A 26275-nucleotide genomic window follows, 5' to 3' on the forward strand; every position below is an offset into this window, starting at 1 on the left:
AAGGAGAAGAAATGACAGCAGAAAAAATTATTTTAAAATACCAAGAAAAAGGTGTGAAATTATTTTTGAATGAAGATAAGCTTCAATTTAGTGGCCCGAAAGGTATCATTGATGATGATGCGCGAAAAGAACTACAGGCTTACAAAGATGATATTATTACCTATTTAAAATCACACAAGGGTCAAGTTGTATGCGATAAAACCCAAAGATTTTTGCCGTTTGAAATGACAGATATACAAGTAGCATATGTAATAGGACGAAACAGAACTTATCAATATGGTGGAATTGGATGTAAAATTTATGCAGAATACGAATTTCCTAAACTTGATTTAGAAAAATTGGAAAGAGCATGGGAAAATGTTGTGAAAAATAACGATATGCTTCATGCAGTGATTAAGAATAATAAAGAACAACAAATATTACAGGATTACGAAGTACCGGCTATAGAAAAATGGAAAATTGAGGATATTTCACCAGATGAAAGAAAAAACAAATTAAATGAAATCCGAGATAGATTGGTAATGAAACAATATAAAGTTGGAGAGTGGCCGTTATTTGATTTGGAAATATCTGAATTAGAGGACGTTACAATTTTACACATTTCGCTAGATATGTTAATTGCGGATTTCTTGAGTATAAATATTATTGTTGACGAATTGGAGGATAATTATTTTGGTGATAAAAAGAAGACTTTTACGAAAGAACTGTCTTTTAGAGATGTAATTGTTTATGAGCATAATAGACAAAAGCATCCACAGTATTCGGAAACCATGAAAAAAGATAAACAGTATTGGGAAGAGAGAATTTCAACAATGCCGGAAGCTCCAGATTTACCGGTTAAAGAAGATTTAAAAGATACCTCTATTCGTCAATTAAATACTTATATTGAAAAAGAACGCTATTTGGAGTTACAGAAACTGGCAGATGATAATAATATCACTTTATCTGGACTGATTTTAGCATGCTATGCAGAAGTATTAGCATACTGGTCAAATTCGAAACGATTCAGCATTAACGTTACTATGGCTAATCGTGAGCAAGTGCATCCAGATATTTATAGCATCATAGGGGATTTCACAAAAATAAATATTTTGGAGATATGTCAAGATTATAATTTGTCATTTATACAGAGAGTACAGTTTATACAAAAACAGTTATGGAATGACATGGAACATATGTCGTATAGTGGCATAGAAGTGTTAAGAGAGATGACAAGATTAAAGAAAAAAGAAGTAATTATTCCATATGTGTTTACAAGTACACTAAGCATGGTTTCACGAAAAGAGAGTACAAATCATAAAGGAAACTTAATTTATAAAATCAGTCAGACTCCGCAGGTTTTAATAGATTGCCAAGTAATGGAATATAAAGAAGGAATATTAGTAAATTGGGATGTTAGAGAAAAGGCTTTCCCTAAAAAAATGATTGAAATGGCTTTTAGAACATTTCCTGAAATGCTTATTTATACTGATACTCAAAATATGTTGGCAGATAAAAATGTAATCAAATTGCCTTCTGATATGAAAGAAATTAGAAAAAAAAAGGAAGTCAACTATCCATATATTCCGCAACTTCTCCACGAGGGATTTTGCGAAAGTGTGAAGAAATATCCTAGTAAAATTGCGCTGTGTTCAAATGGTAAAGAGTATACATATAAAGAACTAGGTGAATATGCTACATCTGTAAAAAAGGAGCTCCTTAGAAAAAATATAAAGACTGCAGATATCGTTGCAATTGAGTTAAAAAAGGGAATATGGCAGATTGCGTCTGTTTTAGGAGTCCTTTTGGCAGGAGGAACATATTTACCTGTGGACATAGGACAACCAAGAAATAGAAAAAATAAAATAGAATTAGATGCCCAAGCAAAATTTATTATCACATCGAATAAAAACATAGATTTACTGGATTGTGCGGAAAAAATTTATGTAGAAGATATGGTGGTTGCGGATGCTCTGGAAGTAGAAGTACTTAATACAAATACCAATCAGGCCGCATACATAATATATACGTCCGGTACTACAGGAAATCCAAAAGGCGTTGTCATATCACATGCATCGGCAATGAACACAATTAATGATGTGATAAGACGGTATAATATTACAAAAAATGATAGTGTGCTGGGAATTTCAAATTTAGCTTTTGATTTATCAGTTTTTGATATTTTTGGAATATTTGCAGTTGGTGGGAAACTGGTGCTGCCAACCGATGAGAAAAATGTTTCGGAATGGGGAACGCTGCTTTTAGAAAACCAAATTACTATTTGGAATTCTGTTCCGGCACAAATGCAAATGTTGTTATCATATTTGGAAGCAGAGAAAAAACGCAAGGTAGAAAAATTAAGACTTATTATGCTTTCTGGGGATTGGATTCCTGTACAGCTTCCTAAGAGAATGAAACAAATATTTGGTAATTCGAGGATGATTAGTTTAGGTGGTGCTACAGAAGCAAGTATATGGTCGATTGCGTATGAAATTAATCCTGATTATGTATATGAAAAAAGTATTCCTTATGGAATACCGCTCTCAAATCAAAAATTTTATATTTTGGATGATGAAATGAGAGAATGCCCGGATTGGGTAAAAGGAAGGATTTATATAAGTGGAAAAGGCTTGGCACTTGGATATTTTAAAGATGATTCTCTTACTTGCCGGAAATTTGTATTCCATAAAGAGCTAGAAGAACGTTTATACGACACTGGTGATATGGGAAGATATAGAACAGATGGTGTTATTGAATTTTTAGGGCGAGAAGATTATCAAGTAAAAATCAGAGGACACCGAGTGGAGTTGAATGAAGTGGAATCTGTTATAAATCAGTGCGAGGATGTAGAGGGATCTATTGTTGTTACAGCAACAGAAAATGACGATATAATAGGTGCTTTCGTACAGCCTAAAATAGAAAAAAGTGTTGTTGATAATACAGCAGAAATAAATGATATAAAAAATAAAAACAAAAGCTTCAACCAAGATAGCAATCTGTTTGAGGCAAATGTCTTAGATTTTGCTGACTGGCTACATGCGTCTAATGAGACTGCAATTTATGATATGCTGGCGACCTTTTACAAAGTAGAAATTTTTACAGATCGAAACACATGGTATCCGATAAAAGAGATATTTAATTCATTAAAGGTGCATGAATATTATGAACCTTTGATTAGAAGATGGCTAAAGGCATTAGAAACGGAAGGATATGTTGTAAAGAATGACAAAAATCAGTATAGGATTAAGAAAGAGATAACAAGAGATTTAGCCGAGCATTCTTGGGAACAGTGGTTAAAAGTTGATTCTAAGGTACATTATAATGATTTAATGATGAATTTTTTTGGAGAAACGCGTACAAATTTATTACCTTTATTGCGAGGAAAACTGGATCCTATAGACTTATTTTTCCCAAAAGGAAGTTTTAAAGTAGCATTAGCAGCGTACAAGGATAATATTGTTAGTAAGTGTACTAATAGGGTTGTAGTTGAAGATATGCTGGTACTTGTAAAGCATTTCACAAAAAAATATCCACAAAAGCAGTTCAGGATATTAGAAATTGGAGCTGGTGTAGGTGGAGTGAGTATAGATTTAATTGAAGCACTAAAAATATATAATGTAGAATATTTATTTACGGACATTTCACGTTCATTTTTAAATGAGGCACAAGAGCGATTTAAAAAATATCCGTGGGTAAAATTTGGCTTATATGATATCAATATTGATTATTGGAAACAAGATATTCCAACATCATATTTTGATGTAATACTTTGCAATAATGTACTTCACAATGCGAATAATGAGGTAAAAGTGTTAGGGCAGTTTAAGGAAATAGCTGCTCCGAATGGAAATCTAATTATTATAGATGCCACAGGCAATAATTATGCATTGATGACATCGATAGAATTTCTGAATGGATTAAATGGAGTAGAAGATTTTAGAGCAGAAAATGAACAGATTTTTCTTCAGCAGGATCAATGGAATAAGTTATTCAAGAAATCCGACATAGAATTGTTGGCTGCGTTTCCGGAGGAGGATAGCACGTTAAAAGTAATAGGACAAACGGTCTTTGTTTGTAAATTTAATTCAAAAAGGCGAAGAATTGATCCAAGTGAAATTAAAAATTACATGGCAAATAATTTGCCGGAATATATGTTGCCATCTCATATAGAGGTACTGAAGGAATTTCCGCTAACTGCGAATGGGAAAATAGATAGAAATATTCTTAGAAATCATTTAGATGGAACATTAACACAGACAACTGAGCAAGGCGAGGCACCATCGACAGATTTAGAAAAAGCAATAGCACAAATATGGTGTGATGCTTTGAAAAAAGAAAAAATATGGAAAAATGAAAACTTTTATGAGATAGGTGGAGATTCACTCTTAGTCGCACAAGTTGTAGCAAAAATGAAAGAAAAGATAGAAGAGGCAAAAGCGTGGGATTGGGATAAGCTAATGATCGCTTTAATTGAATCACCAACTATTGAAGGAATTAGTAAAAAGCTAATGGAAGGTTTACCGTCAGAGGAAACGAAAGAAAAACAGGAAAGCTTAATAATTTTGAAACAGGGAAACAATAATAAAGCATTAGTACTCATACATGATGGAACGGGTACAATAAGTCCATATAATCAAGTGATTCCCTTTTTACATTCGACTGAAGGAAGCTTATTGGCTTTGCAGTGTAATGATATGGAAGAATACTTATCTGTTAAGCCTGAAAAATTGATACAATTCTTGGGTGAGAAGTATGCAAAAATATTAATTGACACAGAAAAAGAAGTCTACGATTTGGTTGGATATTGTATGGGAGGACTTATAGCACTTGAAACTGCTAAGATTTTGACGGAAGCTGGGAAAACAGTGCATTCGTTAATAAGCGTTGATACTACGCCTAGCAGAAGAATGGTAAATAATGAGCTACTGATGGAAAGAGCTTTTGGAATGATAATTGGAGCAGATACGTATAAAGTGGGGCATACAGTAGAGGATGAATTATTGAAAAGAGCAATTAAAGAATTAGGTGAAAAATATGGAGATAATGTTTCTAATGAAGAACTAGTAAGTTTGGAAGGAGAATTTTTACCTGTAAGTCAGTGCTATGGTAAACTCATAAAGAAGACACATGCTGAACGCTTATTAGAGCTGTATAATACACTTCCTGCGACTAAAGGAGAAACATCTGGTTATTCAAAGGAAAGATTAGATACTTTATACAAAGTGTTTTGCCACAGCTTTAGCGCTGTAATTATGTATGATGCAGGTATTTATGTAGGAAATGCGTTAGTATTAAGTTGTCGCAATAAAAATTCTTCTTTTTTACCAGTTGAACCCACGGATAATGAAAGATTTTGGAAAGAAGCCACAGTGGGAAATATAACATCTGAGTTAATAGAAGGGGAGCATTTGACCTGCATGACAGGTTCATATGCAGATAAAGTGGCTGAAAGAATATTGAAAGAAGAGAGGCTGTAGCAATTTTTGTGAAAGGAGTGATAAAAGCGTGAATAAGCTGATTGGAATATTAGGATGTGGAGGAGGTGTTGGGCAATATGTGGTAAATTATTTAAAAGGAAAATATCCGCTGAAATGTGGTCAGAGAAAAATAGTAAACATGAATGCGGATACAGATATAGAATATGTTCAAGTTGATGTGCGGAATAGGAAAGAACTAATAAAGTTTTGCCAAAATTGCAGTATTGTCATTAACTGCACTGGACCGTCATATTACCTTTCACGAGAGATAGCAAGTGTAGTGTGTGAGCATAACATTGATTATATAGATACATTTGGCATAGGCATAGATAAAGAAGAACTCTACAATTATGAAAGCACTATGATAATTGGTGCAGGAAGTTTCCCCGGATTATCGGGGATTCTTCCTGTATGGATAAGAAAAGAACAGCAGGAGAGTGAAATTAGGAGAGTAAATATTTTTGCCGGTGGTAACGAACATATAACAGCCTCAGCATGTGCTGATTTCCTTTTAAGCACGTTTTCTCAATTCGGTAAGATTGATTCATACTATTCACATCAACAAATAAAAAAAACAGAAAATATAACAGAAAGAGTACCATTAATTTTTCCGGATACAGCAGAAATAATGGAATATTTGCCAGACGAAATTTATTTGAGTGCGGAATATAGTAGAATTGATGAATTGCATTGGTACAATGTACAAACGAATTCAGAATATAGGAATATAATACAAGAAGCACTCTTGAAGTTAATGATTAGTCAAGAATATGAGTATGTCAATAGGCTTGCTGAAAATGTAAAAAGAAAACTAGAAAACAAAAGAGAAGAGAGCAAAACGTGGTATAGAATTTGGCTAGAGATAGAAACTGTTACTGAGAAAAAGAATTATGGATATGAGGCTTTGGACTCGTATAAAATTAATGGAAGAATCGCAGCATTTTGTGCTGAAGCATTATGTTCGGGAATATGTCAAAAAGGCATATATTGGCCATTTGAAATATTGGATGCAGAAATAGTCATGAATTCGTTGATAAATGAGGAAATACTAATTGGATTAAAGGAAAATGATAAAAAGATGCAAGAGCATGATTTGAATTACGAGGAGGGCGAATTGTAAATGGAAAAGAGACTTCGGATAATTGTTTGTGGGGTTGGATTCGGACAATTCTATATTAGAGCAATAGATAAAATAAAATGTAAATATAAACTTGTAGGGATTCTATCGAGAGGAAGCGAATGGTCGAAACAATGGACAAAAAAATATGGAGTAATTCTATATACAGATATTGATGAGATTACGAAAGAAAATGTGGATGTAGTCTGCGTTGTGATAAAATCAACTGTAGTAAATGGAGAAGGAAGCACAATAGTGCATTCATTACTTGAGAAAGGTATAAATGTGATACAGGAACATCCAATTGATATAGATGATTACATAATGTGTATTAAGATTGCTCAGAAGAACTGCTGCATGTATAGACTAAATACTTTTTATCCGCAACTTTCCAATGTAAAACAATTTATTTTTCTTGCAGGAAAATTGAGGGAAAAAAACGACGTGCAATATATTAATGCGGAATGTAGTGTGCATGTGCTTTTCCCGCTTATAGATATTTTGGGAAGAGCGATAGGCGGGGTAAGACCATGGAAATTTGAGAGAGTAGAAGAAACGTACAAGAATTCCCCATTTTGTATAATATATGGTTCGATATATAATATACCAATCTGTATAAATGTTCAAAATCAAATGGATCCAAGTGATCCGGAAAACAGCGTACTTTTATTTCATAAAATATCGTTATACACGGAATGTGGAAATTTAACTATGATTGGAACGAATAGTGATATTATGTGGGAACCACGTATACGAAAATATATTGCTGCAGATGGTGGGTTTCATTTAGAAGCAGACGATGAATATTTAGATCTCCCAGTATATGAAGAAATGCACAATGACGAAGGAAAATGTTTTAGGGAAATGTTCAGTGATACATGGCCTGATAGTATAAAACTATTTTTGGAAGATTTTTATAGAGACTTCTATCTTGGAAAAAAAATGGACAGCAATGCCCAATTTTTGATATCTGTTTGTCAGGCATGGAAAGATTTGGGAAACAGTATAGGATCTGCTAATATTATACATGCATACACGACCAAACCTATTAAAATATCGGAGATTGTAAAATAAATAATTCAGATGTAATGATATTTATGAATCAAGAAGTCCCCTCAAAAGTGTTAAACGGATTTGAGGGGACTTCATTATTATGGTGCATAACGACAGAGATAATACAATGGTTATGAGATGGAAATGAAATTATATCTGTACTGTTATCGATGAGACATTTTTCGATACTCAATGGGCAGGAGTCCCGTACTCTTACGAAACAATTCCGCAAACCGGCTAGAAGTAGAGTAGCCAATCATTTCCGCAATCTGTCCTATCGTGAAATCCGTATCAATCAGCAAATGCTCTGCCTGGCTCATGCGGCGCTGTTGAATATACTCTGTGATTGTGCAGCCCTGCAACTGCTTAAAAGATGTTTTCAGCTTGGTGGTTCCCATACAGGCGATTTTTGCAAGCCGATCCAATGGGATATCAAACGCATAGTGGTCATTGAGATAAGCAGTCACATTTTCCAATTGTGCTATATCCTGGTCGGATAGATGTTTCTCCTTGCGGGAGAGAATTTTTTTCTGTTCTTCCACCACAAGGGATACGGCCTCGGCCACTTTTGCTTCATAAAATAGTCCTGCGGCAATCCCATCCCCACGGTAGACCTTTACCTCATGGAGCAGCTTTGCCATAGCCGGGAAGTCTGTGGTCTGATCAACCTGCCGGAAAGCTGCAAGTGGGCTGATATAGTCCCCCGGATATTGTTTTTGCAAATAATCCTCATAGTATGCAGGCATGACTTCGATACCAATAGACCGGATGGGGATTTTTTTATGGATGATTGCCTTGTATGGCTTATAGCCGCCAATAAAGGCTTTGATACATTCGGCAGACATCCGCCGGTAGGGATTTAATTCTTCGCCAGAGATGGATTCATACTGAGTAATACTCAGAGCTTCCGGCAAATGAAATTCCATGAAGAAATCCTCATGGAAATAAAAATCATGGATTTTAATGTCGTACAGGTCTTTCTTCGCATAGACCCAGTAAAAGCCTTCTCCAAATTCAGGCGATAACTGCCAGCATTGTCCGGCAGAATTGAAGTGGTTATTGCTATCTACCGGGATAAAATGGTTATCTGTTAAAAGCGGCTCATAGTAATCCGCAATAATGTTATTGTTCAAATGACGGCCTCCTTTGCAATGATTGGACGGAGCTTTGCAACGAAAAGACGAATGTGCCTGTAATGTATTGCAGCCCGCCCATAAAATTAGTATGATATAGACCGTGGTTAGTAGCATCTAATCATAATATAACAGATTTCAGACGGTAGGTCAACCGTTCTTGAAAGCAGGAGGAAAAATATGAGTAATCAAGTAAATGCAAAGGCAGGATTGTCTGTCAAGGACTTAGTAACAACGGGAATTTTTACTGCGCTTCTGTTCGTATTCATCATGGTAGGAGGCGTCTTTTTTGCTACCAACCCGGTGCTGACTTTTTTCATGCCTGCCGGGAGTGCTTTGCTTGCCGGACCAATTTATCTGCTGATGATCGCAAAAGTACATAAACGCTGGAGCGTCACGATCATGGGCGTTATCATGGCCATCATCTGGTTTGTCACTGGTATGCACTGGGCGTTTGCGTTGGGCTATCTCATTATGGCTGTCGTAGCTGATTTTGTTGCCGGTACAAAGCAGTACAAGAGCAAGAAGATCAACAGTCTGTCCTATATCCTTTTCTCTCTGGGCGGAACAGGGTCGTACCTTGTTTTCTTCGCTGATCCCCAGGGGTGGGCGCAGACCATGTTGGGAAATGGAACAGAGCAAAGCTATATCGATACCATGCAGACGACCGCAAATGCGGGAATCTTTATCGCCATGTTTGCCACTCTCCTTGTAACAGCTTCTATCAGTGCATTTGTGGGCTGCAAAATGTTGAAGAAGCAGTTCGAAAAAGCGGGTATTACAGCATGATGGGTAACACCGTCCAGAAAGGGCTTTGGCTTGACCCGCGGGCCAAGCTCTTTCTTATTTTGATGTGTGTACTGAGTTCCATGTTCGCGCCTTCTCTTACCTATCAGTTTGCGCTTGTCCTGCTGATTGCCGTATTAGGAGTGCTTTGTGGAAAGTGGAAATATGCCGTAAAAGGGGTATGCTTTTATGCATTAGTCTGTGCACTGACAGTCTGGATTATGGCGGCTATGACGGGGACGCTGCGGACCATGTTTGTTGCGTTCCTTGGGCTATTTCACAAGGTTTACGCCTGCGGGATGCTGGCAGGGATAGTCTTGTTTACAACAAAGGTCAGCGAATTTTTATCCGCCATGAACCGAATCCATGCCCCGAAAAAATTTGTCATCACATTTGCGGTCATGCTGCGCTATATTCCAACCGTCCAGGAGGACTGGCATTTTATCAAGGACGCCATGCGTATGCGGGACGTATCGCCCTCCCTGGGCGGATTCCTTTCCCATCCGGGAATGACAGTAGAGTGTATCTATGTTCCGCTGATGATGATGGCCTCCAAGGCAGCGGACGAGCTTTCTATCGCTTCTGTTACCCGCGGGATCGAGAATCCCAATCCCCGGACCTGTCTTGTCCAGATAAAATGCGGGATTGCAGATTGGACGGCGATGTTATTTGCGGTTGCTTTCTTTATTTTTGAATTATGTAAGCGGGGAGGTGTGATCGGGTGATTGAGTTTAAAAATGTATCATTTTCTTATGAGGGACAGGAGCATGACAGTCTGCATGGAATCAGCCTGAAAATTGCAGACGGGGAATGTGTCTTGTTCTGTGGCCGCAGCGGGTGCGGAAAAACAACGGTCACAAGGCTGGTAAATGGCTTGATCCCACAATTTTACCAGGGAGAACTTCAGGGGCGCGTGCTAGTGGACGAACAGGAAATCAGTGACCTGCCCATGTATCAGATCGCTGCAAAGGTGGGGTCTGTGTTTCAAAATCCCCGGACACAGTTTTTCAATGTGGATACGGACAGTGAGATTGCCTTTGGAATTGAAAATGAGGCCAGGCCGGTAAGGGAACTGGAGGAACGGGTAGAACAGACAACAAAAGATTTGCATATTGAAAAGCTACGAAACCGAAATATTTTTGAACTGTCGGGCGGAGAAAAACAGAAAATCGCGTTTGCGTCGGTCTATGCAATGAACCCGGAAATCTATCTGCTGGACGAACCATCCTCAAATCTAGACATGGCTTCCATCCAGGAATTGAAAGAACATCTGCGGCTGATAAAGAGCCAGGGCAAAACCATTTTGATTGCGGAACACAGGCTCTATTATCTGATGGAGCTGGCAGACCGCATTGTTTATCTGGAAGATGGGGAAATAGCAAGGATTTTTACGTCAGAGGAATTTCTCCGGCTGACGGAAACCGAACGGGAACACATGGGGCTGCGGGCAGTTGACCTGACAAGGGTTCTTCCTCCAGCCATCCATCCTACGGTTCTTCCTCCTACATTAGCAATCCGTGATATTACGCTGCGTTATAAAAAGAGGACGATTCTACACCAAATTGCTCTTTCTGTCGCAAGGGGAGAAGTCATTGGGGTTGTCGGTCATAATGGAGCCGGAAAAACCACGTTTTCCCGCGCTCTGTGCGGGCTTCATAAAGACTGTGAAGGTGAGTTCCTTTGGAATGGTCAGCCGCTAGAACACAAGTTGAGGCTGAAACGCTCTTATATGGTGATGCAGGATGTGAACTATGAATTGTTTGCAGAAAGTGTGGAGGCAGAATGTTCCTTCGGAATTCGAAACCCGGATCAGGATTTAGTAGAAACAACCATGGCGGAACTGGGGCTTACAACCTACCGGGAACGCCATCCCAACACGCTTTCCGGTGGACAGAAGCAGCGGGTGGCTGTGGCAGTCAGCATGATCTGTGGAAAAGATTTGCTGGTGTTCGACGAGCCCACCAGCGGACTGGACTTTGACAGCATGGCGCAGGTGGCGGGATTGATCAAACGGTTATCCGAACAGGGAAAAATCATTTTTATTGTCACCCATGATTTTGAATTTGTCTGCCGTACCTGCTCACGTGTCTTGCATTTTGATGAAGGGGAAATGCCGGATGACATCCCTGTTGTGATGGATTTCCTCCCAAAGATCCGGAAACTGTTCTCTGTTTCAGGGGGAAAGGAGATGTGAAGTGATGAAACAGAAAAAGAAAAACAGGATTGCATTGCTACTTCAATGGGCCGGTGAGCAGAAAATCTGGCTGCTACTGGCAATTCTGCTAGCTATGGCAAGCGGCCTATGCATCATTGTACCGTATATCGGGATTTACCGTGTGATGGATGCCGTTTTCCAGCATAACTGCACAAACGAGTTTGTCGTCCAGACGATTATGATGATTGCCGTTTCTGTGGTCCTGCGTTTTGTTTTATTTGGGTGTTCCGGTGTGGCTGCCCATAAAGGTGCTTACGGCGCTTTGTTCAAGGTGCGCTGCATGGTAGCGGAGCATCTGGCAAAAGTTCCTCTTGGTACGATGAATGAGAGGCGGATCGGGGATATCAAAACAGTACTGAATGAAGACATTGAAAAATTAGAGTTGTTCCTGGCTCATAACCTTCCAGACCTTGTGTGCTATATGGTAGGGCCGGTAGCTATTTTTATCTATTTGATGACAGTAAATATCCCATTGGCACTGGTTTCCCTGGTGCCGTTGATTCTGGCTGTTGTGGTAATGGGGGTTATGTTCCGAAATACAGATGACCTGATGGACCGGGCGAACCGATCCATTACAACGCTCAATTCTGTGATGATCGAATATATCAGCGGCATGAAGCTGATTAAAGCGTACAACATGGGGAGCAAGTCGTTCCAGAAATTTTCAGGTGCAATTCAGGAAGAGAATGCCATGTGGAATGAAACATCCCGGAGAATGGGACCTCCTTACGCAACCTTTGTGGTTCTGATCGAATGTGGGATGCTGCTAATGGTTCCCCTGGGCGGAATGTTCTTCCTGAAGGGCTCCCTGGCGGCCAGCGCTTTTTTGCTGTTCGTCTATGTCGGCTCCATGTATCTGACAGAGATCCGGCCTTTGCAGGAATTGGGGACAAACTTTGCGAATGTCCTGGGTGCCATTACCAAAACAAAAGAAATATTGGATGTTCCTGTTTATGAAGGCGGAAAGGACTTCCCGAAAAACCATGAGATTGAACTTAAAAATGTATGTTTTTCCTATGATGGAAAAACGGATGTATTGCAGGGAGTCAACCTCACAATCAAAGATGGGGAACGCATGGCACTTGTGGGACAGTCCGGTGCGGGTAAGAGTACCGTAATCGAACTGATCTCCCGGTTTTATGATGTGCAGGAGGGGGAGGTGCTGATCGGCGGGGTCAACGTGAATGAACTGAACTACGATACCATCCTGAAGAATATTGCCATTGTATTCCAAAAGACATTTCTTACCCGTGACAGTGTCCTGGAAAATATCCGTATGGGCTCGGACGCCAGTCTGGAGAAAGTACGAGCTGCCGCCAGGGAGGCGCAGATTGATGACTTCATCATGTCACTGCCAGATGGTTATGACACAAAGGTAGGCAGTTTCGGCTCCCGTTTCTCTGGTGGAGAAAAACAGCGGATCGCCATTGCAAGGGCAATCCTGAAAAATGCCCCCATTCTGATCCTGGACGAAGCGACAAGCGCTTCTGACCCGGAAAATCAGATGGAAATTGATAAGGCCATCCAGAACCTCTGTAAAGGCAGGACGGTCATTGTGGTAGCACACAGGCTGAGCGCCCTGAAAATGTGCGACCGTGTGGCTGTGGTAGAGAACCATACAATTACCAATGTCGGCACCCATGAGGAAGTACGGAAAGAGAACGCTTACTATCAAAAAGCATGGGAGGACTACGAAACAGCGAGGGGAATTACTTATCAACTGGAAGGAGGCGGGCAGAATGAATCCGAATAACGTATGGAAGAAGAACCGGGAGTTTTATATTGGTGTTGCCGGGACTGTTCTGGAAGGATTGCTCTCTGGAAGCCTGTTTATGCTGCTGTATTCCGTCATGCGGTTTTTATGGGACGGTCAGTTTGATATGAACCGTGTGCTGGTACTGACAGCTGTTATCGCTGTCATCTTCCTGTTCCGCATTTTGATATACAGCTATGGCTATACCAAAGCACAGATCGGCGGTGCCAGAGTCAGTAAAAATATCCGCCTGTTTATGGGCGACCATCTCAAACGTATCCCGATCTCCCGGTTTACGAGGGGGCAGACTGGCGATTATATCAATACAATTACCAGTGATGTAAATAATTATGAAAAAATTCTGACGCATAAGATTGGGGACATTGCAAAGAATTTTGCCTTGTCGCTGATGCTGATCGTTTTTGTGATGACGATTTACTTTCCTGCCGGATTGATTCTACTGACTGCTGACTTGCTTTTGTTTCCAGGATTATGGCTTTCCTTCCGGCAGGTAGCGAAATATGGAAAAGAGAAGAACGATATTTGTGCGGAGAATGTCAGCAGCATTGTGGAGTATGTATCCGGTATCCAGACTTTCCGGGCCTATGGCGTTGGCGGTCTGAAAAACAAAACGGTGATCCATGCCATGCAGGAGTTTAGCAGGATCAGCTTTGTGTATGAAGCAAAGGTTCTCCCGATTGGTGCGGGATTTGGTATTTTGAGCTGGCTGTCCTGTCCGGTTGTGATCTGGACGGCCTATGGCCCCTGGGCAGCTGGAACTTTAGATACCGTGTCCTATCTTTTGATTTGTATGCTGCCTTTGTTCTGTGCAAAGCTGGCAAATTCCATTTTTGTAGACCTCACCAGCTATAAGAATCTGATGATCTCGAAAAATAAAATCATGGCTGTGATGAAGGAACCGGAAGAAACCGGCAGCATGGAGCCGTTACAGGCAGCCTCCCATGAGATTGTATTTGACCATGTGGACTTTTCTTATGTTCCCGGGGAACCGGTGTTAAAACAGGCTTCCTTTACTGTGCCGGATCAGAAGCTGACCGCCATTGTGGGGGATTCCGGCTCCGGCAAGTCTACCATCCTGAACCTGATTGCAAAATACTATGAAGTATCTGGCGGCACGATTTCCATAGGGGGCAGACCGATCAATCATGTAGCTGCGGAACGGGTATTAGACCAGATTTCTATGGTGGATCAGGATGTGTTCCTGTTTGATGATACGGTGCGGGAGAATATCCGCTATGCCCGCCCGGATGCTACGGACGCAGAAATTGAAGTGGCCTGCCGGGAGGCTAACTGTGACGGCTTTATCCGCAAGATGGAGAAAGGTTATGATATGCCGATTGGGGAAAATGGTAATCTCCTGTCTGGCGGTGAACGTCAGCGCCTTTCCATAGCACGCGCCATTTTGAAAAACAGCCCAATCCTGCTGCTTGATGAGGCAACGGCCTCCCTGGACATTGAGAACGAGCTGGCAGTAAAGCAGGCGATTGCAAATCTGCTGAAAGAGAAAAAAACAGTGGTAATGGTTGCACATACCCTGTCCATCGTAAAAAATGCAGATCAGATTTTGGTGGTTTCCGATGGCCGGATTACCGAAGCTGGTACACACAAAGAATTGTTAAAAAAGAACGGGAAGTATGCAGCTATGTGGGATGCTGAACAAAAAAATGTATCTTAAAGCTATGTGTGTGCGGGAATAAGAATTTAATTTGTTGTTCAATATAAATGCAGAATAGAGATATGTGGAAAAGAATTTAGTGTAAATTGACGGCGCAATTGATTCTAAAGTGTAATTAGCAAAAGAATAGGGTTCTTGTTAAATTAAATGTAACAGAATGAAACATTATCAGTGTTTTTTGCGCCGTCACAGCGATGGAGGAAGAGTTTAAATTATGAAGATTTCCTATATTGTTATAGGTGTTTTTGGATTTTTAGTATTTATTAGTTTTGTAATAGCGTGCGTGGGAATAGAAATTCAATTTGGAAAAAGAATTGAACAAAAAGGACCAAAGATGGTAATCCCAGATTGGATTCATCAAAAAGAAGTTGAATTTGTGTCTGGTAAAAATAAGCTTAAAGGCTATATCTTTTGGAATGCTAAAGATAATAAATTATCTGAAAAAATAATAGTATTAGTTCATGGATATGGAGTAACATATAAAGATTATGAAATAGAAATAGAAGAATTCGTAAAAAGAAAGTATTCAGTTTTTGCTTATGACATGACTGGCTGTGGTATGAGCCAGGGAAAGAAAATAGGCGGATTTTCACAATTTTTGCTAGATGCTCAAAGTGCAATAAAATATGTAGAGAGTATGAATCTCAATATGGAAATTGAGTTGGTTGGTCATAGTACAGGCGCATATGCGGTGGCTGCGCTGCTAAATTTTGATAATTTAGGTGTAAGTAAGTCGATTATTATATCTGGATTTAATCATCCCAGTTCATATGTCAGTTCATGCTTACAAAAGACAATAAAAGGACTATCTTATTTGGTTCAAGTGTGGATATACATAATGGGAATTGTAAAATATGGGGAAATAGCAAAATACACGGGGGTGGACGGAATTAACCATTTTCAAGGTGAGATTCTTGTTATGCAAAATGAAAGAGATGATATGGTAACGTTAAAGCAGTCATTGTATTCGAATAGAAGCAAAATAATCAATAGAAAAGTACTGTTCTGGTTGAAAAATGATGCAGGGCATTATCCGACAAGAAAAAAAATTAATGGAAAAGAAATTGCTGAAGATGCTACATTTGAGGTTATAAAAAATTTCTTGGAATGAGTTGAATTTCTAGCGGCTACAGTACTGCAGGCGTAGTCACCATATTTAATTATACTGAAATTTTTAGTAATATAAATTAAGATGGATAGAATAAATAAGAACATTATTCATAGCTAGAAATTGGATTAACTAGTACATGGTTGCATTAATAATTAAGTAATATCAAACTGTCAAAGGCACACCTTTATAAGTCCACTTAAAAGGCTTTGCCATAACGTTATATTGCTCTACAAAGCGCAGGATACCCGCTTTTAGTTCCTCTATAGAGCGATAGCTTTTTCTTTTAAGAAGACGTCGGTTTATAATGCCAAACCAGATTTCCTCTGAGTTCATCCAGTGAATGAAACTATCTGATATCAAGCCCTGCCATCCACTGATCTTTCATGGTGCGGAACCAGCGCTCAATTTTTGCCTTCTGTGTCGGGGAGTATGGCTGATCATAATGGATGACAGAACCGATCCGGGCTGCAAGCAGTTCCATCTGCTTGTTTTTATAGCTTCTGCCATTATCAAAGTTAAAAAGTTGTGGTCGGCCGTATTTTGCAACGGCAGACTTAATGACCGACATAAGATTTACAAAGTTACCGTGAAAAAAGACATCAATGCCGACAATGAGGCGGCTGGCATCATCAATCAGCGTAATGATATATACCTGGTGTTTCTTACCATCGTCAGTTTTTAAATAAGGTCCCACACTGGAATCTCCGCACCAGATTCATTGACGTGAGGTCTTTCATAACGGCGCATATCAGGGTTTGTGGATGTTTTAAACTGGACTGCCAGCTGGTTGATATACTGGTTGGTTAATGGTAGATGCCGATACTTCCCCATTTTTAATGCTGCCATTGTCCTGAAGCTAGGAAGATTTAGAAGACAATAATTGAGTTGTCAGTGCAATCTTATTTATCTCTTGTGACAGAAACAGGTTTCCGTTTTGCCGGAAGTAAGTCTGAATTGATTTCAGGAGCATCGAGCAGTGCAGTGAAATTCTGCTGAATGATATCCAGTGTCTTTTGTTTTTTCTGTAATTCTTGCTTTTCCCGGACAGTAGTAGCCTGTTCAGATTCAAGATTTTCAATCAGCTTTTGGACTTTATTAGAGCTTGGGATTTTGGTAACGCCGAGATCCTGAAGCTTTTTTTTTAGTGAATCGTGGAGCTGGTATTCTGCCTGATGTTTGGTGCGGTATGCTTTTGGATTTTTAGCAGATTTACAATCTTCAATTACTTTACGACAAAGCCGGTAAGAATCGCAGTGTTTCTGAATGACTTTCTGCGTGCTCAGCTCACTGTTGATTTGTGCTATTCTTTGATCGGCAGCTTTAACAGAAGCTTCAATGTCAGAAACATGCTGCTGGAAATCTTCATAATTCAGCAGGTTATTTTCAGAAAGATAGTTGAAGGTACGAGCCGCTTCTTTCAGGTTATTGAGTTTTGCCCATCGTTCAAATCCTTCACGATTTCCTGTTGTTACATAGGTGGAAATATTGATATACAGGCGAGCTTCTCTGGACAGATGCCTTGGAGTTTTTACTTTGTTACGATTTTTAGCCAGACGGATGCGAACATTTTCTTCGGAATAATAGCTTCCGAGAGATTTCATATAAGTGAAGTTCTTCTGCTCCGGTGCACGGAAGGACAGGTGCTTTCCCTGCCGGACTTCATATCCGGCTAACTGCATCTTTTGCAGAAATTCCTCATAGTTGATGGAAGTCCAGATTGATTTATCAACTGCGACACGTAGCTTGGCTTTCCAACTGGTGCCACGATGATATTCCATGTTCTCTTTATAGCTTTTACCTTTTTCTCCGGTTGGCATGCTGGTGGCAAGTCCATTTTCATGGCAGATACGATTACTGATTCTGCAGAGTTTATGGTAGCTCCGCTTATTGGAAACATACTTGTGATGATCAACAAAGCTTGCAGCGTTGAAGATGATATGATTGTGAATATGATTTTTGTCAACGTGTGTGCTGATCACGTACTCATATTTTCCTTTCAGCACTTCGTCAGCAAATTGTTGACCTAAGCGATGGGCATTTTCGGCATCAACTTCTCCAGGTTTAAATGATTGGATCAGATGAAATGCCAGGTTATCGCCTTTATCCATTCCATTCTTTTTTGCCATTTCTCTTGTCATAGAAAATTCAAGATCTGCAGTTTCCGGGGAACAGCCAAAACTGGAAACTAACAGTTTTTCATCTGTCTTATCTGGATTTGTAATATAGTCCAGAGCTTTCTTGTCAGTTACCTTAATGGGGAAGATTTTAAGATACGCCATAATTCTTTCACCATCTCTTTCAATTCTTGCATTTCTTCTGGATATAGATCTCCGGTGGTATTTACCTTTTTTGCAATCTGGTTGATATTTACACCAATCTTGTGCATTTCCTCATACTGTTTCTTCAGTGGGGTGGTATCGGTGTTGACGATGTAACCGTCGATTGCCATCTTACGCAGATAAGCTCCCATGTTTTTGGTTTTTGATTCTATCATCTTCCTGCGTATAAGCTTCCTTTCTTCTTCGGTGACATAAAAATGGATTTCTTTGTTTCTCTTTCTTTCAGCCATTGGTGGGTTCTCCTTTCTGAGAGGACAGTAGTATCGTTGCTTTCAACGTTTTTCAATTTAGGGCAGGGTACCCTAAATTGGGATTTCCCGGAAGTGTATCCTCACTTCCTGTCCTTGCTGTTTTACCCCTCTATTAGTTAAAGTCAGGAGAACCGGGAAAATGCAAAAGAATTTGGCAGGTAGCACGGGAAGTGAAAATATGGTATGATTATGGGCAGGATATCAGGAGAATCAGGAGTTGAATAGATTGTGAAGAAAGAAGAAATTTTTGAATATGTGAAGAAACAGTATGGTACGATGCCGGAGTATTTATGGGCACAATCACCAGATAATGCTGTGTTGCGACATAAGAATGGAAAATGGTATGCTGTGGTCATGAGCGTTGAAAAATGCAAACTAGGATTAGAAGGAAATGAATTTGTCGATATTATGGATGTAAAATGTGATCCGGAAATGACAAGTATGATTATTCAGACCTTTGGATTTTTGCCAGGATACCATATGAACAAACAGCACTGGATCACAATTTTACTGGATGGTTCAGTAAGTGAAGCAAAGACATTAGATTTTTTGGATATGAGCTATGATATGATTGATGGGAATAGAGGAAAGGAAGAATGATGAGAAAGGTAATCGTATATTCATCTGTGCATCATGGAAACACAGAGAAATTAGTAAAGAGCATTGCAGAAGAGTGTCAGGTTGATTTGATTGATGCTGTAAAACAGCCAGATGCAGATCTGAGCAGTTATGATACGATTGGGTTTGCATCAGGAATCTATTTTTCAAAATTTCATCAGTCGATATTGGGATTTGCAGAGAAGAATCTACCGGACGACAAAGGGGTATTTCTGATCTGTACTTATGGTGGAAGTGCGAATTATAAATCCATAGAGCAGATTTTGGGCAAGAAGCATTCTACAGCAATCGGAAAATTCGGATGCAAGGGCTATGACACATTTGGCCCATTTAAACTGGTGGGTGGTATAGCAAAAGGACATCCAGATGGAAAAGATATAAAAAATGCAGTTGAGTTTGTAAAAGGACTCTAAATAGTTTAGCGAAAAAGAAAAACCGGGGAACAGTCCTCGGTTTTCTGATATTTGCGGTTCAGTCTTCAATTTGAAAAATCTCTTCTACTGGCATTTTCAGATAATGTGCCAGACGGATTGCAATTTCGAGAGAGGCATTTCGCTCACCACGCTCAATGCGTCCGATGGTATCACTGCAAGAACCGACAGCTTTTGCAAGATCTGCCTGAACGAGATTTCGTTCTTCACGGATATCTTTAAGTGTGTTGTTAATTGCCATTTTATCACTTCCTTTATTATTTTCAGCAAGAGCAGGCTAGAAGTCTGCAGTTGATCTTTAATGAAAACCAGGGATTTCTGCTCCTTTGCATTTTCCGATTACTTTCCCAAAGATTTTAAAAGAATCAGATTCATAAATCTGGATTGGATGATACTTTTCATTCAATGAAACTAGATAAACTCCATCCGGACCGTCATGTAGCTCTTTGATATAGGTATTGCCATTGAGATAGAAGATACCGATTTCACCGTTGGAGATACTGTCTTGTTTATGAACCCATGCAACATCTCCGGTATGATACATTGGTTCCATACTGTCACCAGATATACGGATTCCAAAATCCGTCTTTTCAGGTGCGAGATGACCGACATTGTAACTTTCTTTTACACTGTCTTCAATATAATTTCCAGTACCGGCAGAAGCTGGCTCTACTGCAATCGGCTGATAATTTTCAAATGGAATGATATCGGCTCTATGCGGAAGATACTTTCTGGACGCCCGCAGAAGATTGGCAAATTCAATAATCTTAGCTTTGCCGTCTTCATTCAAATTTTCCATGACATGATCAAATGGATTTTCACCTAAAAATTCTTCGTATATATCTTCAATATCTAAAATCTGACAAACTGTCAGGATTGTGTGTAAGGAGGGTTCTCTTGTTAGATTTTCCCATTTGGAGACTGCTTTCGTAGTAACTTCAATTCCTTCCTGAGCAAGTAAGTCCACCAGATCCGCCTGGGAGTAGCCTTTCCTTTTTCTGTTTTCTACTAATACTTCTCCGAAAGCACGCATATGTTCGCCTCATTTCTTTTTGATTTTTCTATATGCATTATAACCCGAATAAAATCAAAAATCAAGAAAAATCTCCGAAAAGGAGATAATACGACCAAGATGTCGCTTGACTATCTCCAATACGGAGATATATACTAAGCATACAGAAATTGATAAGACAATAAACCAAACAGAGAGAAGGTGGTGGAGTTAATGGGAGACAGGACAATTCTTCATAGCGACATGAATTCATTTTATGCAAGTGTGGAAATGCTGCATCACCCGGAATTTGCCGGAATGCCTCTTGCAGTTGGCGGTGATCCGGAAGCCAGACATGGAATTGTGCTGACAGCAAATTATATTGCAAAGCGAAAAGGTGTAAAGACCGGAATGGCATTATGGCAGGCAAAACAGATTTGTCCGGAAATCATTTTTGTGCCACCACGGATGGACTTGTATTTGAGATTTTCACAGATGGCAAGAGAAATCTATTCGGAGTATACGGACAAGATCGAGCCATATGGGATTGATGAAGCCTGGCTGGATGTATCAGACAGTAGAAATCTGAAAGGAAGCGGAATAACGATTGCAAGAGAAATCAGCCATCGGATTAAATACGAACTGGGTGTAACGGTAAGTATTGGAATTTCCTGGAATAAGATTTATGCGAAACTTGGTTCAGATTACAAAAAGCCAGATGCGATTACAGAGTTTAACCGGGAGAATTATAAAAGTATGATTTGGCAGCTTCCTGCATCGGATCTGCTTTATGTTGGAAGACAGACTCGGAAGAAACTTCAGAAGCTGGGGATTCGAACCATTGGGGAACTTGCAGAAAGTGATGAAGCAATGTTAGAAAGCCATTTTGGAAAGATGGGAATTGTGTTATGGTCATTTGCAAATGGCTGGGACGATGATCCAGTTTGCAAAGATGGGTATACAGCTCCGGTGAAGTCAATTGGTAATAGTACCACAACTCCAAGAGATTTAGAAGATGATCTGGATGTCTGGATCATTCAGATGGCACTGGCAGAAAGCGTTGCAGCAAGATTAAGAAAACATGGTTTTAAATGCAAAACGATAGAAATTACGGTCCGAGACAATGGCTTGTTTCGTTTTTCGAGGCAGAAACAATTACATCATCCAACAAATATAACAGATGAGATTGTTACAGCAGCATTTCAATTGTTTAAGGATTATTATAAATGGGAGCATCCAATCAGAAGCCTTGGTATTCGAGCAGTAGATCTTGTGTTGGATGATATTCCCGTCCAGTTGGAACTTTTTGGTAATCAAGAGAAACAGGAAAAATTGGAAAAGATGGATCGCACTGTAGATGAGATCAGACGACGGTTTGGTTATTTCAGTATACAGAGAGCAGTTATGTATCAGGATAAAGTCTTATCCCACTTGGACGCTGGTACACATACAGTTCATCCACACAGTTATTTTCATGGATAATGGGAGGGATAGATTTGAAACAGACATTAACCAGAAAACAGGAAGAAAGCTATCAGTGCATTTTGAATTATACGAAGGAGCATGGATATCCGCCGACAGTTCGGGAATTTGGAAAACTGATCGGAGTAAGATCAACGTCATCTGCTTTTTCCAGAATTAAGCAGTTGGAACAAAACGGATATATCCGAAGGATTCCGGCATCGCCAAGAGCAATAGAGATCTTATAGTGAGGTGTCGGTATGAATAAAGTGTATGTAGATGTAGTGGCAGAGTTTCGGAAAGACGGAAAACTGGTTCCTATATTTTTCACCTGGGAAGATGGAAGAAAATATAACATTGACAGAATTTTGAAAATTGAGCGATGTGCCAGCAGAAAGGCAGGCGGTGTAGGAATGATGTATACCTGTATGATACAGGGACAGGAAAGCCATTTGTTTTATGAAGTGGATAAATGGTTTATGGAGAGAAAAACAGCATAAGGAGAGATTGGTATAGACGATATTATTTGGATTATTAACCGGCAGGGATAGTCACTTTCCCTTTATATTCCTGTAGGTTTTACATAAGAAGATGGATTCCGGTCAGCAAAGGCAGCTCCCACAATGCCTTTTGGATATCCGCTTCTGCAAGTTGTAGTAAGTAATTGCTTCCCATCAAAATCATGGGGAAAGCGAACTGGTCTGAAAGACCGCCAGTTAGTGTGATGATGATAAGGAGATTTTGAAACTGATGACAGACAGAGATTATGCAATTAAATCAATGAAAGAGATTACCTTCCAGATGGCAAGCCATGCACAGGATTATCTGGAAGTAACGATGGAGAGACATTATACAGATATCAAGGAACTGATGACAAGCTATCAGAAATTGATTTTGGAAAATCAGATTGTGTTAGAAGAATTGGATATGGAGTGCCAGGAGAAAATCAATGAAGATATGGCATATGCGTTGAGTTATCTGAGCATTTATAACAATCAGCTGAATGTGCCAAAGATGCACCGGGAAATGAATAACCTGATGATTATTTACGGCTTGTCAGATATGATCTATCGTGGAATGACACTGGTAAAGTTCTATGCACCGAATGGTGTGATGCTCAGTGAGATTCTTCATTCCTGCTTTTGCAGTCATTATAATAAGACAGATGTGGAAGTACAGCAGGAGTTAGGCGTAGGCAGGACTTCTTTTTATAAAATGAAGAAGCAGGCACTTGGATATTTAGGATTTTATTTTTATGAGATAGTGGTACCGCAGGCAAAAGATAAAAGATTTAAACCATCACTGGGCGTTGAGGAAGAGTAGGTGAATAATATGAGATACGAAGATTCGATGAAGGGTGTAGCTGATCAGATAATCAAAGAACAGCAGCGAGCCAGTAAAATTAAAAACAATCCAGAAGAATTCCATTGGCATGACGAATATGCAACGTTGAATTTCTTTCGGTTTATCTGTAAAAATATCGGTAACTTGGGAAATGGAGAAATTGAAAAAATGGTCACACGCTTAAAGCACATAGATCAGAAAGCAGTGGAAAACCATGTGAATGGTGCTGTCTGGGCATTTGATTATGATAAGATGTTCTGTGTACTGATGGAAAATGAAATTTGCCGAAAGGTGTGTGAAAAGAATAAATATAATAGTTGGACGAAGCTGATTGGACAGTATTGTGTTTCAATGGCTTAAAGATGAAGAAAGTGCTGCTGGAGAAAAATACTCTCCAGCAACTTCGTTTTTGATGAATAAAGGTCAGTTTTTTGTTTAACTATTCTCACTATTATTTGATTCAGTGATTTTTTTCTTCTTTGGAGAAACCAGTTTGTGACCGGAATAAATGGACATGCCCATACAAAGCAATGAAGAATAGGCAAAATATTTATGTGCAGTCATAGATTTTCTGATTCCAGAATAAATGCATCCCAACATACAGAAAAGTGCTCCGAGGGACCAGTATTTATGCGATTTCATGATTTGATACCTCCTTTGATTTAACTGATTCTATCATAACGCTTTTTTACGAATATGCAAAGAAAATCTTGAAATATAGTTCTATAGAATTAGAACTTGGTTTTGCGATTCTGTATATTTAAGATATTCACAAGTATACTAAATTCAGAACGATTATTCGTTCTGGAGGAGGTGTTACGATGGATTTGAAAGCAGTAGGACAGCGAATCAAATCAGCACGAGAAGCAAAAAATCTCACGCAAGAGGAACTGGCTGCATTAGTACATTTAAGTCCGACGCATGTGAGTGTAATAGAGAGAGGCTTGAAAGTTACAAAATTGGATACCTTTGTTGCAATTGCAAATGCATTAGATGTTTCTGCAGATACTCTTTTGATTGATGTTGTGGCACATTCAGTTACAGGTGTTACCAATGAGCTGGCAGAGAAAATAGAAAAACTTCCGATCAAAGAGCAGAAAAAAATTATCAAAGTAATCCATACATTATTGGAAGAATAATATGACAAAACTGGGAAGAGCAAGTAGCTCTTCTTTTTTTTGCCCCTTTATCCAGCTTTAAGTTGAAAAGTGTCTTTTCATGACGATAGAAATATGCTAAATTAGTTCCATAGAACAAGATGTAATTCTTTTTATATTGGAGGAAAATGAATGAGAGAGAAAACTATTTATGAGAAGATTGCAGAAAAGTACAACACAACACCAGAAGAAGTACGAAGAGAAATGCAGATAGCCATAGATGCAGGCTTTGATAATCCTGATCCAGCTGTGCAGGAAAAATGGAAGAAAATGACACTTAAAGGAGACAGACCCACACCGGAAGAAGTAATCAATTACGCAGTAAAACAATTAAAAGGAAATTAATGAAAATATGAAGAAAAAGATAATTGCAGTGATAACAGGAGCAGTGATCTTGATAATTGCTGCAGGAAGTATTTATGGGAAAACTGAATCCGGTCATAAGAGAGGTGAACCGGATGTAGTAGGAACATTTTCCATAAATCGGGATGAAAATTTAACTGTGGTCGCTAATCGGGAAAATATTGAGGATAGGGAAGCGTTTGCAAGAGAACTTTTGCAGATGTACAAGGATGATTCTTTTCATTCGACAAAATTCTCTACAGACAGGGGATATGCGACGAGCCTTGATATGAACATCTATTTATGGAAAGAGGATATTGAAGACGGGGAATCGGTAATGACAGCCGAATACAGACCTGTAGAATATGGAAAGGACTATGATGTTGTCAATAATCCTGATAAATTTCAAATATATATAGATGGAAAAGAAGTAGAAGAATAACACGGTGAACTTTTTACACTGAAATATGTACGATTCTAATAATGACATGAACTTATGGGAACGTATTGCGGATACTTTGTGAACTTTATCCTGATACAATGATTATGCTGATGAAAGAGGGCATAGATAACTGAATACAAGAAAGAGACGAAAGTCTCAGTAGTTAAGAAAAAACTACTGGGGCTTTTTTTTGCTTTATAGGAAATTGCGTTTTTGGAGCAGTCAAAAAAAGAACGCATGTTCATCGAACATATGTTAGATAAACGTGCGTTTGGGTATGACAATAAGACGTTGGCAGGATCAGAAGATATAGAAACCTTCTTCGCCAAAACCATCGTCAAATGGATCATCTTCATTTAAGAAATAATCCATATCCAGAAGATCATCCTCGCTCATACGGCGAATGTCCTCGGATGTCATTCCTTCCGGCGGATTATCCATATATTTTTTTCGCAGTTTCTCTGTACTTGGATCCATATATACAGCCCTCCTTTAGGAGGAGTATACCACAGGAATAAGATTTGGAGAAGTCATGCAGAGGACCTCTTTCCACGAGAACGGGACATGGCTTTCTCGTAC

At 39.3% G+C, this 26275-nt stretch carries 26 protein-coding genes and 1 pseudogene; 19 read left to right on the forward strand and 8 right to left on the reverse strand.

What is annotated here, in order from left to right:
- Window positions 1-11: 11 nt before the first annotated feature.
- Genes Selli1_RS01830 through Selli1_RS01840 form a run of 3 tightly spaced genes read left to right on the forward strand, consistent with a single transcriptional unit; the run spans window position 12 to window position 7647 of the window.
- A complete protein-coding gene (locus Selli1_RS01830) occupies window positions 12-5456 on the forward strand; it encodes a non-ribosomal peptide synthetase (RefSeq protein ID WP_281872165.1) in 5445 nt (1814 codons plus the stop codon).
- 28 nt (window positions 5457-5484) lie between these two features.
- A complete protein-coding gene (locus Selli1_RS01835; RefSeq protein WP_117457270.1) occupies window positions 5485-6576 on the forward strand; it encodes a saccharopine dehydrogenase NADP-binding domain-containing protein in 1092 nt (363 codons plus the stop codon).
- The gene (locus tag Selli1_RS01840) at window positions 6577-7647 is read left to right on the forward strand and encodes a Gfo/Idh/MocA family oxidoreductase (protein ID WP_118018848.1); all 1071 of its coding nucleotides are present in this window, start codon (window positions 6577-6579) and stop codon (window positions 7645-7647) included.
- A 143-nt stretch (window positions 7648-7790) separates the two neighbouring features.
- On the opposite strand, the gene Selli1_RS01845 is transcribed toward Selli1_RS01840, so the two are convergent.
- Window positions 7791-8759 (reverse strand): helix-turn-helix transcriptional regulator, encoded by a 969-nt coding sequence (locus tag Selli1_RS01845; RefSeq protein WP_270399218.1) that lies wholly within the window; start codon window positions 8757-8759, stop codon window positions 7791-7793.
- Window positions 8760-8939: 180 nt separating this feature from the next.
- On the opposite strand from Selli1_RS01845, the gene Selli1_RS01850 reads away from it, so the two are divergent.
- The 6 genes from Selli1_RS01850 to Selli1_RS01875 all read left to right on the forward strand — a co-directional run bounded on the left by Selli1_RS01850 (window position 8940) and on the right by Selli1_RS01875 (window position 16320).
- The gene (locus Selli1_RS01850; protein ID WP_117942946.1) at window positions 8940-9548 is read left to right on the forward strand and encodes an MptD family putative ECF transporter S component; all 609 of its coding nucleotides are present in this window, start codon (window positions 8940-8942) and stop codon (window positions 9546-9548) included.
- Complete coding sequence (locus tag Selli1_RS01855) at window positions 9545-10270, forward strand: energy-coupling factor transporter transmembrane component T (protein ID WP_008688120.1); 726 nt, start codon at window positions 9545-9547, stop codon at window positions 10268-10270. The genes Selli1_RS01850 and Selli1_RS01855 overlap by 4 nt, the downstream gene beginning before the upstream one ends.
- Window positions 10267-11739, forward strand: coding sequence for an ABC transporter ATP-binding protein (locus Selli1_RS01860; protein WP_281872166.1), 1473 nt, complete (start codon window positions 10267-10269; stop codon window positions 11737-11739). The genes Selli1_RS01855 and Selli1_RS01860 overlap by 4 nt, the downstream gene beginning before the upstream one ends.
- A 4-nt stretch (window positions 11740-11743) precedes the next feature.
- A complete protein-coding gene (locus Selli1_RS01865) occupies window positions 11744-13513 on the forward strand; it encodes an ABC transporter ATP-binding protein (RefSeq protein ID WP_281872167.1) in 1770 nt (589 codons plus the stop codon).
- A complete protein-coding gene (locus Selli1_RS01870) occupies window positions 13500-15209 on the forward strand; it encodes an ABC transporter ATP-binding protein (protein ID WP_117942943.1) in 1710 nt (569 codons plus the stop codon). The genes Selli1_RS01865 and Selli1_RS01870 overlap by 14 nt, the downstream gene beginning before the upstream one ends.
- A gap of 214 nt (window positions 15210-15423) precedes the next feature.
- Entirely contained in the window at window positions 15424-16320 is an 897-nt protein-coding gene (locus Selli1_RS01875; protein WP_117942942.1) for an alpha/beta hydrolase family protein, read from the forward strand.
- Between the two features lie 349 nt (window positions 16321-16669).
- Here Selli1_RS01875 and Selli1_RS01880 read toward each other — a convergent pair.
- From Selli1_RS01880 to Selli1_RS01890, 3 genes and pseudogenes are all read right to left on the reverse strand, one after another.
- Window positions 16670-17176, reverse strand: a pseudogene (locus Selli1_RS01880) (DDE-type integrase/transposase/recombinase); the annotation flags it as partial.
- Between the two features lie 43 nt (window positions 17177-17219).
- The gene (locus Selli1_RS01885) at window positions 17220-18599 is read right to left on the reverse strand and encodes a relaxase/mobilization nuclease domain-containing protein (protein WP_117942941.1); all 1380 of its coding nucleotides are present in this window, start codon (window positions 18597-18599) and stop codon (window positions 17220-17222) included.
- Window positions 18566-18889, reverse strand: a complete 324-nt coding sequence (locus Selli1_RS01890; RefSeq protein WP_015528451.1) for a MobC family plasmid mobilization relaxosome protein — start codon at window positions 18887-18889, stop codon at window positions 18566-18568. Before Selli1_RS01890 ends, Selli1_RS01885 begins: the two co-directional genes overlap by 34 nt.
- 249 nt (window positions 18890-19138) lie before the next feature.
- On the opposite strand from Selli1_RS01890, the gene Selli1_RS01895 reads away from it, so the two are divergent.
- Together Selli1_RS01895 and Selli1_RS01900 are read left to right on the forward strand one after the other, a co-directional pair.
- Entirely contained in the window at window positions 19139-19510 is a 372-nt protein-coding gene (locus tag Selli1_RS01895) for an MmcQ/YjbR family DNA-binding protein (protein ID WP_054335618.1), read from the forward strand.
- The gene (locus Selli1_RS01900) at window positions 19510-19941 is read left to right on the forward strand and encodes a flavodoxin family protein (RefSeq protein WP_054335660.1); all 432 of its coding nucleotides are present in this window, start codon (window positions 19510-19512) and stop codon (window positions 19939-19941) included. Before Selli1_RS01895 ends, Selli1_RS01900 begins: the two co-directional genes overlap by 1 nt.
- A 58-nt stretch (window positions 19942-19999) precedes the next feature.
- On the opposite strand, the gene Selli1_RS01905 is transcribed toward Selli1_RS01900, so the two are convergent.
- On the reverse strand, window positions 20000-20200 hold the full coding sequence (locus tag Selli1_RS01905; RefSeq protein WP_054335619.1) for a helix-turn-helix transcriptional regulator: 201 nt from the start codon (window positions 20198-20200) through the stop codon (window positions 20000-20002).
- 57 nt (window positions 20201-20257) lie between these two features.
- Entirely contained in the window at window positions 20258-20926 is a 669-nt protein-coding gene (locus Selli1_RS01910) for a S24 family peptidase (RefSeq protein WP_281872169.1), read from the reverse strand.
- A 258-nt stretch (window positions 20927-21184) separates the two neighbouring features.
- Here Selli1_RS01910 and dinB point away from each other — a divergent pair, with 258 nt between their 5' ends.
- The 5 genes from dinB to Selli1_RS01935 all read left to right on the forward strand — a co-directional run bounded on the left by dinB (window position 21185) and on the right by Selli1_RS01935 (window position 24115).
- Window positions 21185-22432, forward strand: coding sequence for a DNA polymerase IV (gene dinB / locus Selli1_RS01915; RefSeq protein WP_117942940.1), 1248 nt, complete (start codon window positions 21185-21187; stop codon window positions 22430-22432).
- Window positions 22433-22446: 14 nt separating this feature from the next.
- Complete coding sequence (locus Selli1_RS01920) at window positions 22447-22659, forward strand: LexA family protein (protein WP_117457280.1); 213 nt, start codon at window positions 22447-22449, stop codon at window positions 22657-22659.
- A 12-nt stretch (window positions 22660-22671) separates the two neighbouring features.
- Entirely contained in the window at window positions 22672-22911 is a 240-nt protein-coding gene (locus Selli1_RS01925; protein WP_054335621.1) for a hypothetical protein, read from the forward strand.
- 250 nt (window positions 22912-23161) lie between these two features.
- Window positions 23162-23734: an ArpU family phage packaging/lysis transcriptional regulator gene (locus Selli1_RS01930; protein WP_054335622.1), complete on the forward strand. Its 573-nt coding sequence runs from the start codon at window positions 23162-23164 to the stop codon at window positions 23732-23734.
- Between the two features lie 9 nt (window positions 23735-23743).
- A complete protein-coding gene (locus Selli1_RS01935) occupies window positions 23744-24115 on the forward strand; it encodes a hypothetical protein (protein WP_054335661.1) in 372 nt (123 codons plus the stop codon).
- Between the two features lie 75 nt (window positions 24116-24190).
- Here Selli1_RS01935 and Selli1_RS01940 read toward each other — a convergent pair whose 3' ends face one another.
- On the reverse strand, window positions 24191-24397 hold the full coding sequence (locus Selli1_RS01940; RefSeq protein WP_054752894.1) for a DUF6219 family protein: 207 nt from the start codon (window positions 24395-24397) through the stop codon (window positions 24191-24193).
- 179 nt (window positions 24398-24576) lie between these two features.
- On the opposite strand from Selli1_RS01940, the gene Selli1_RS01945 reads away from it, so the two are divergent.
- From Selli1_RS01945 to Selli1_RS01955, 3 genes are all read left to right on the forward strand, one after another.
- Complete coding sequence (locus Selli1_RS01945) at window positions 24577-24894, forward strand: type II toxin-antitoxin system RelB family anti-toxin (protein ID WP_054335623.1); 318 nt, start codon at window positions 24577-24579, stop codon at window positions 24892-24894.
- 150 nt (window positions 24895-25044) lie between these two features.
- Window positions 25045-25257: a sporulation initiation factor Spo0A C-terminal domain-containing protein gene (locus tag Selli1_RS01950; protein ID WP_054335624.1), complete on the forward strand. Its 213-nt coding sequence runs from the start codon at window positions 25045-25047 to the stop codon at window positions 25255-25257.
- A gap of 7 nt (window positions 25258-25264) precedes the next feature.
- Window positions 25265-25696, forward strand: a complete 432-nt coding sequence (locus Selli1_RS01955; protein WP_054335625.1) for a hypothetical protein — start codon at window positions 25265-25267, stop codon at window positions 25694-25696.
- 300 nt (window positions 25697-25996) lie between these two features.
- On the opposite strand, the gene Selli1_RS01960 is transcribed toward Selli1_RS01955, so the two are convergent.
- A complete protein-coding gene (locus Selli1_RS01960; RefSeq protein ID WP_171028019.1) occupies window positions 25997-26173 on the reverse strand; it encodes a hypothetical protein in 177 nt (58 codons plus the stop codon).
- Window positions 26174-26275: the final 102 nt, after the last annotated feature.

Source organism: Sellimonas catena, from assembly GCF_027924685.1.
Classification (GTDB): domain Bacteria; phylum Bacillota; class Clostridia; order Lachnospirales; family Lachnospiraceae; genus Sellimonas; species Sellimonas catena.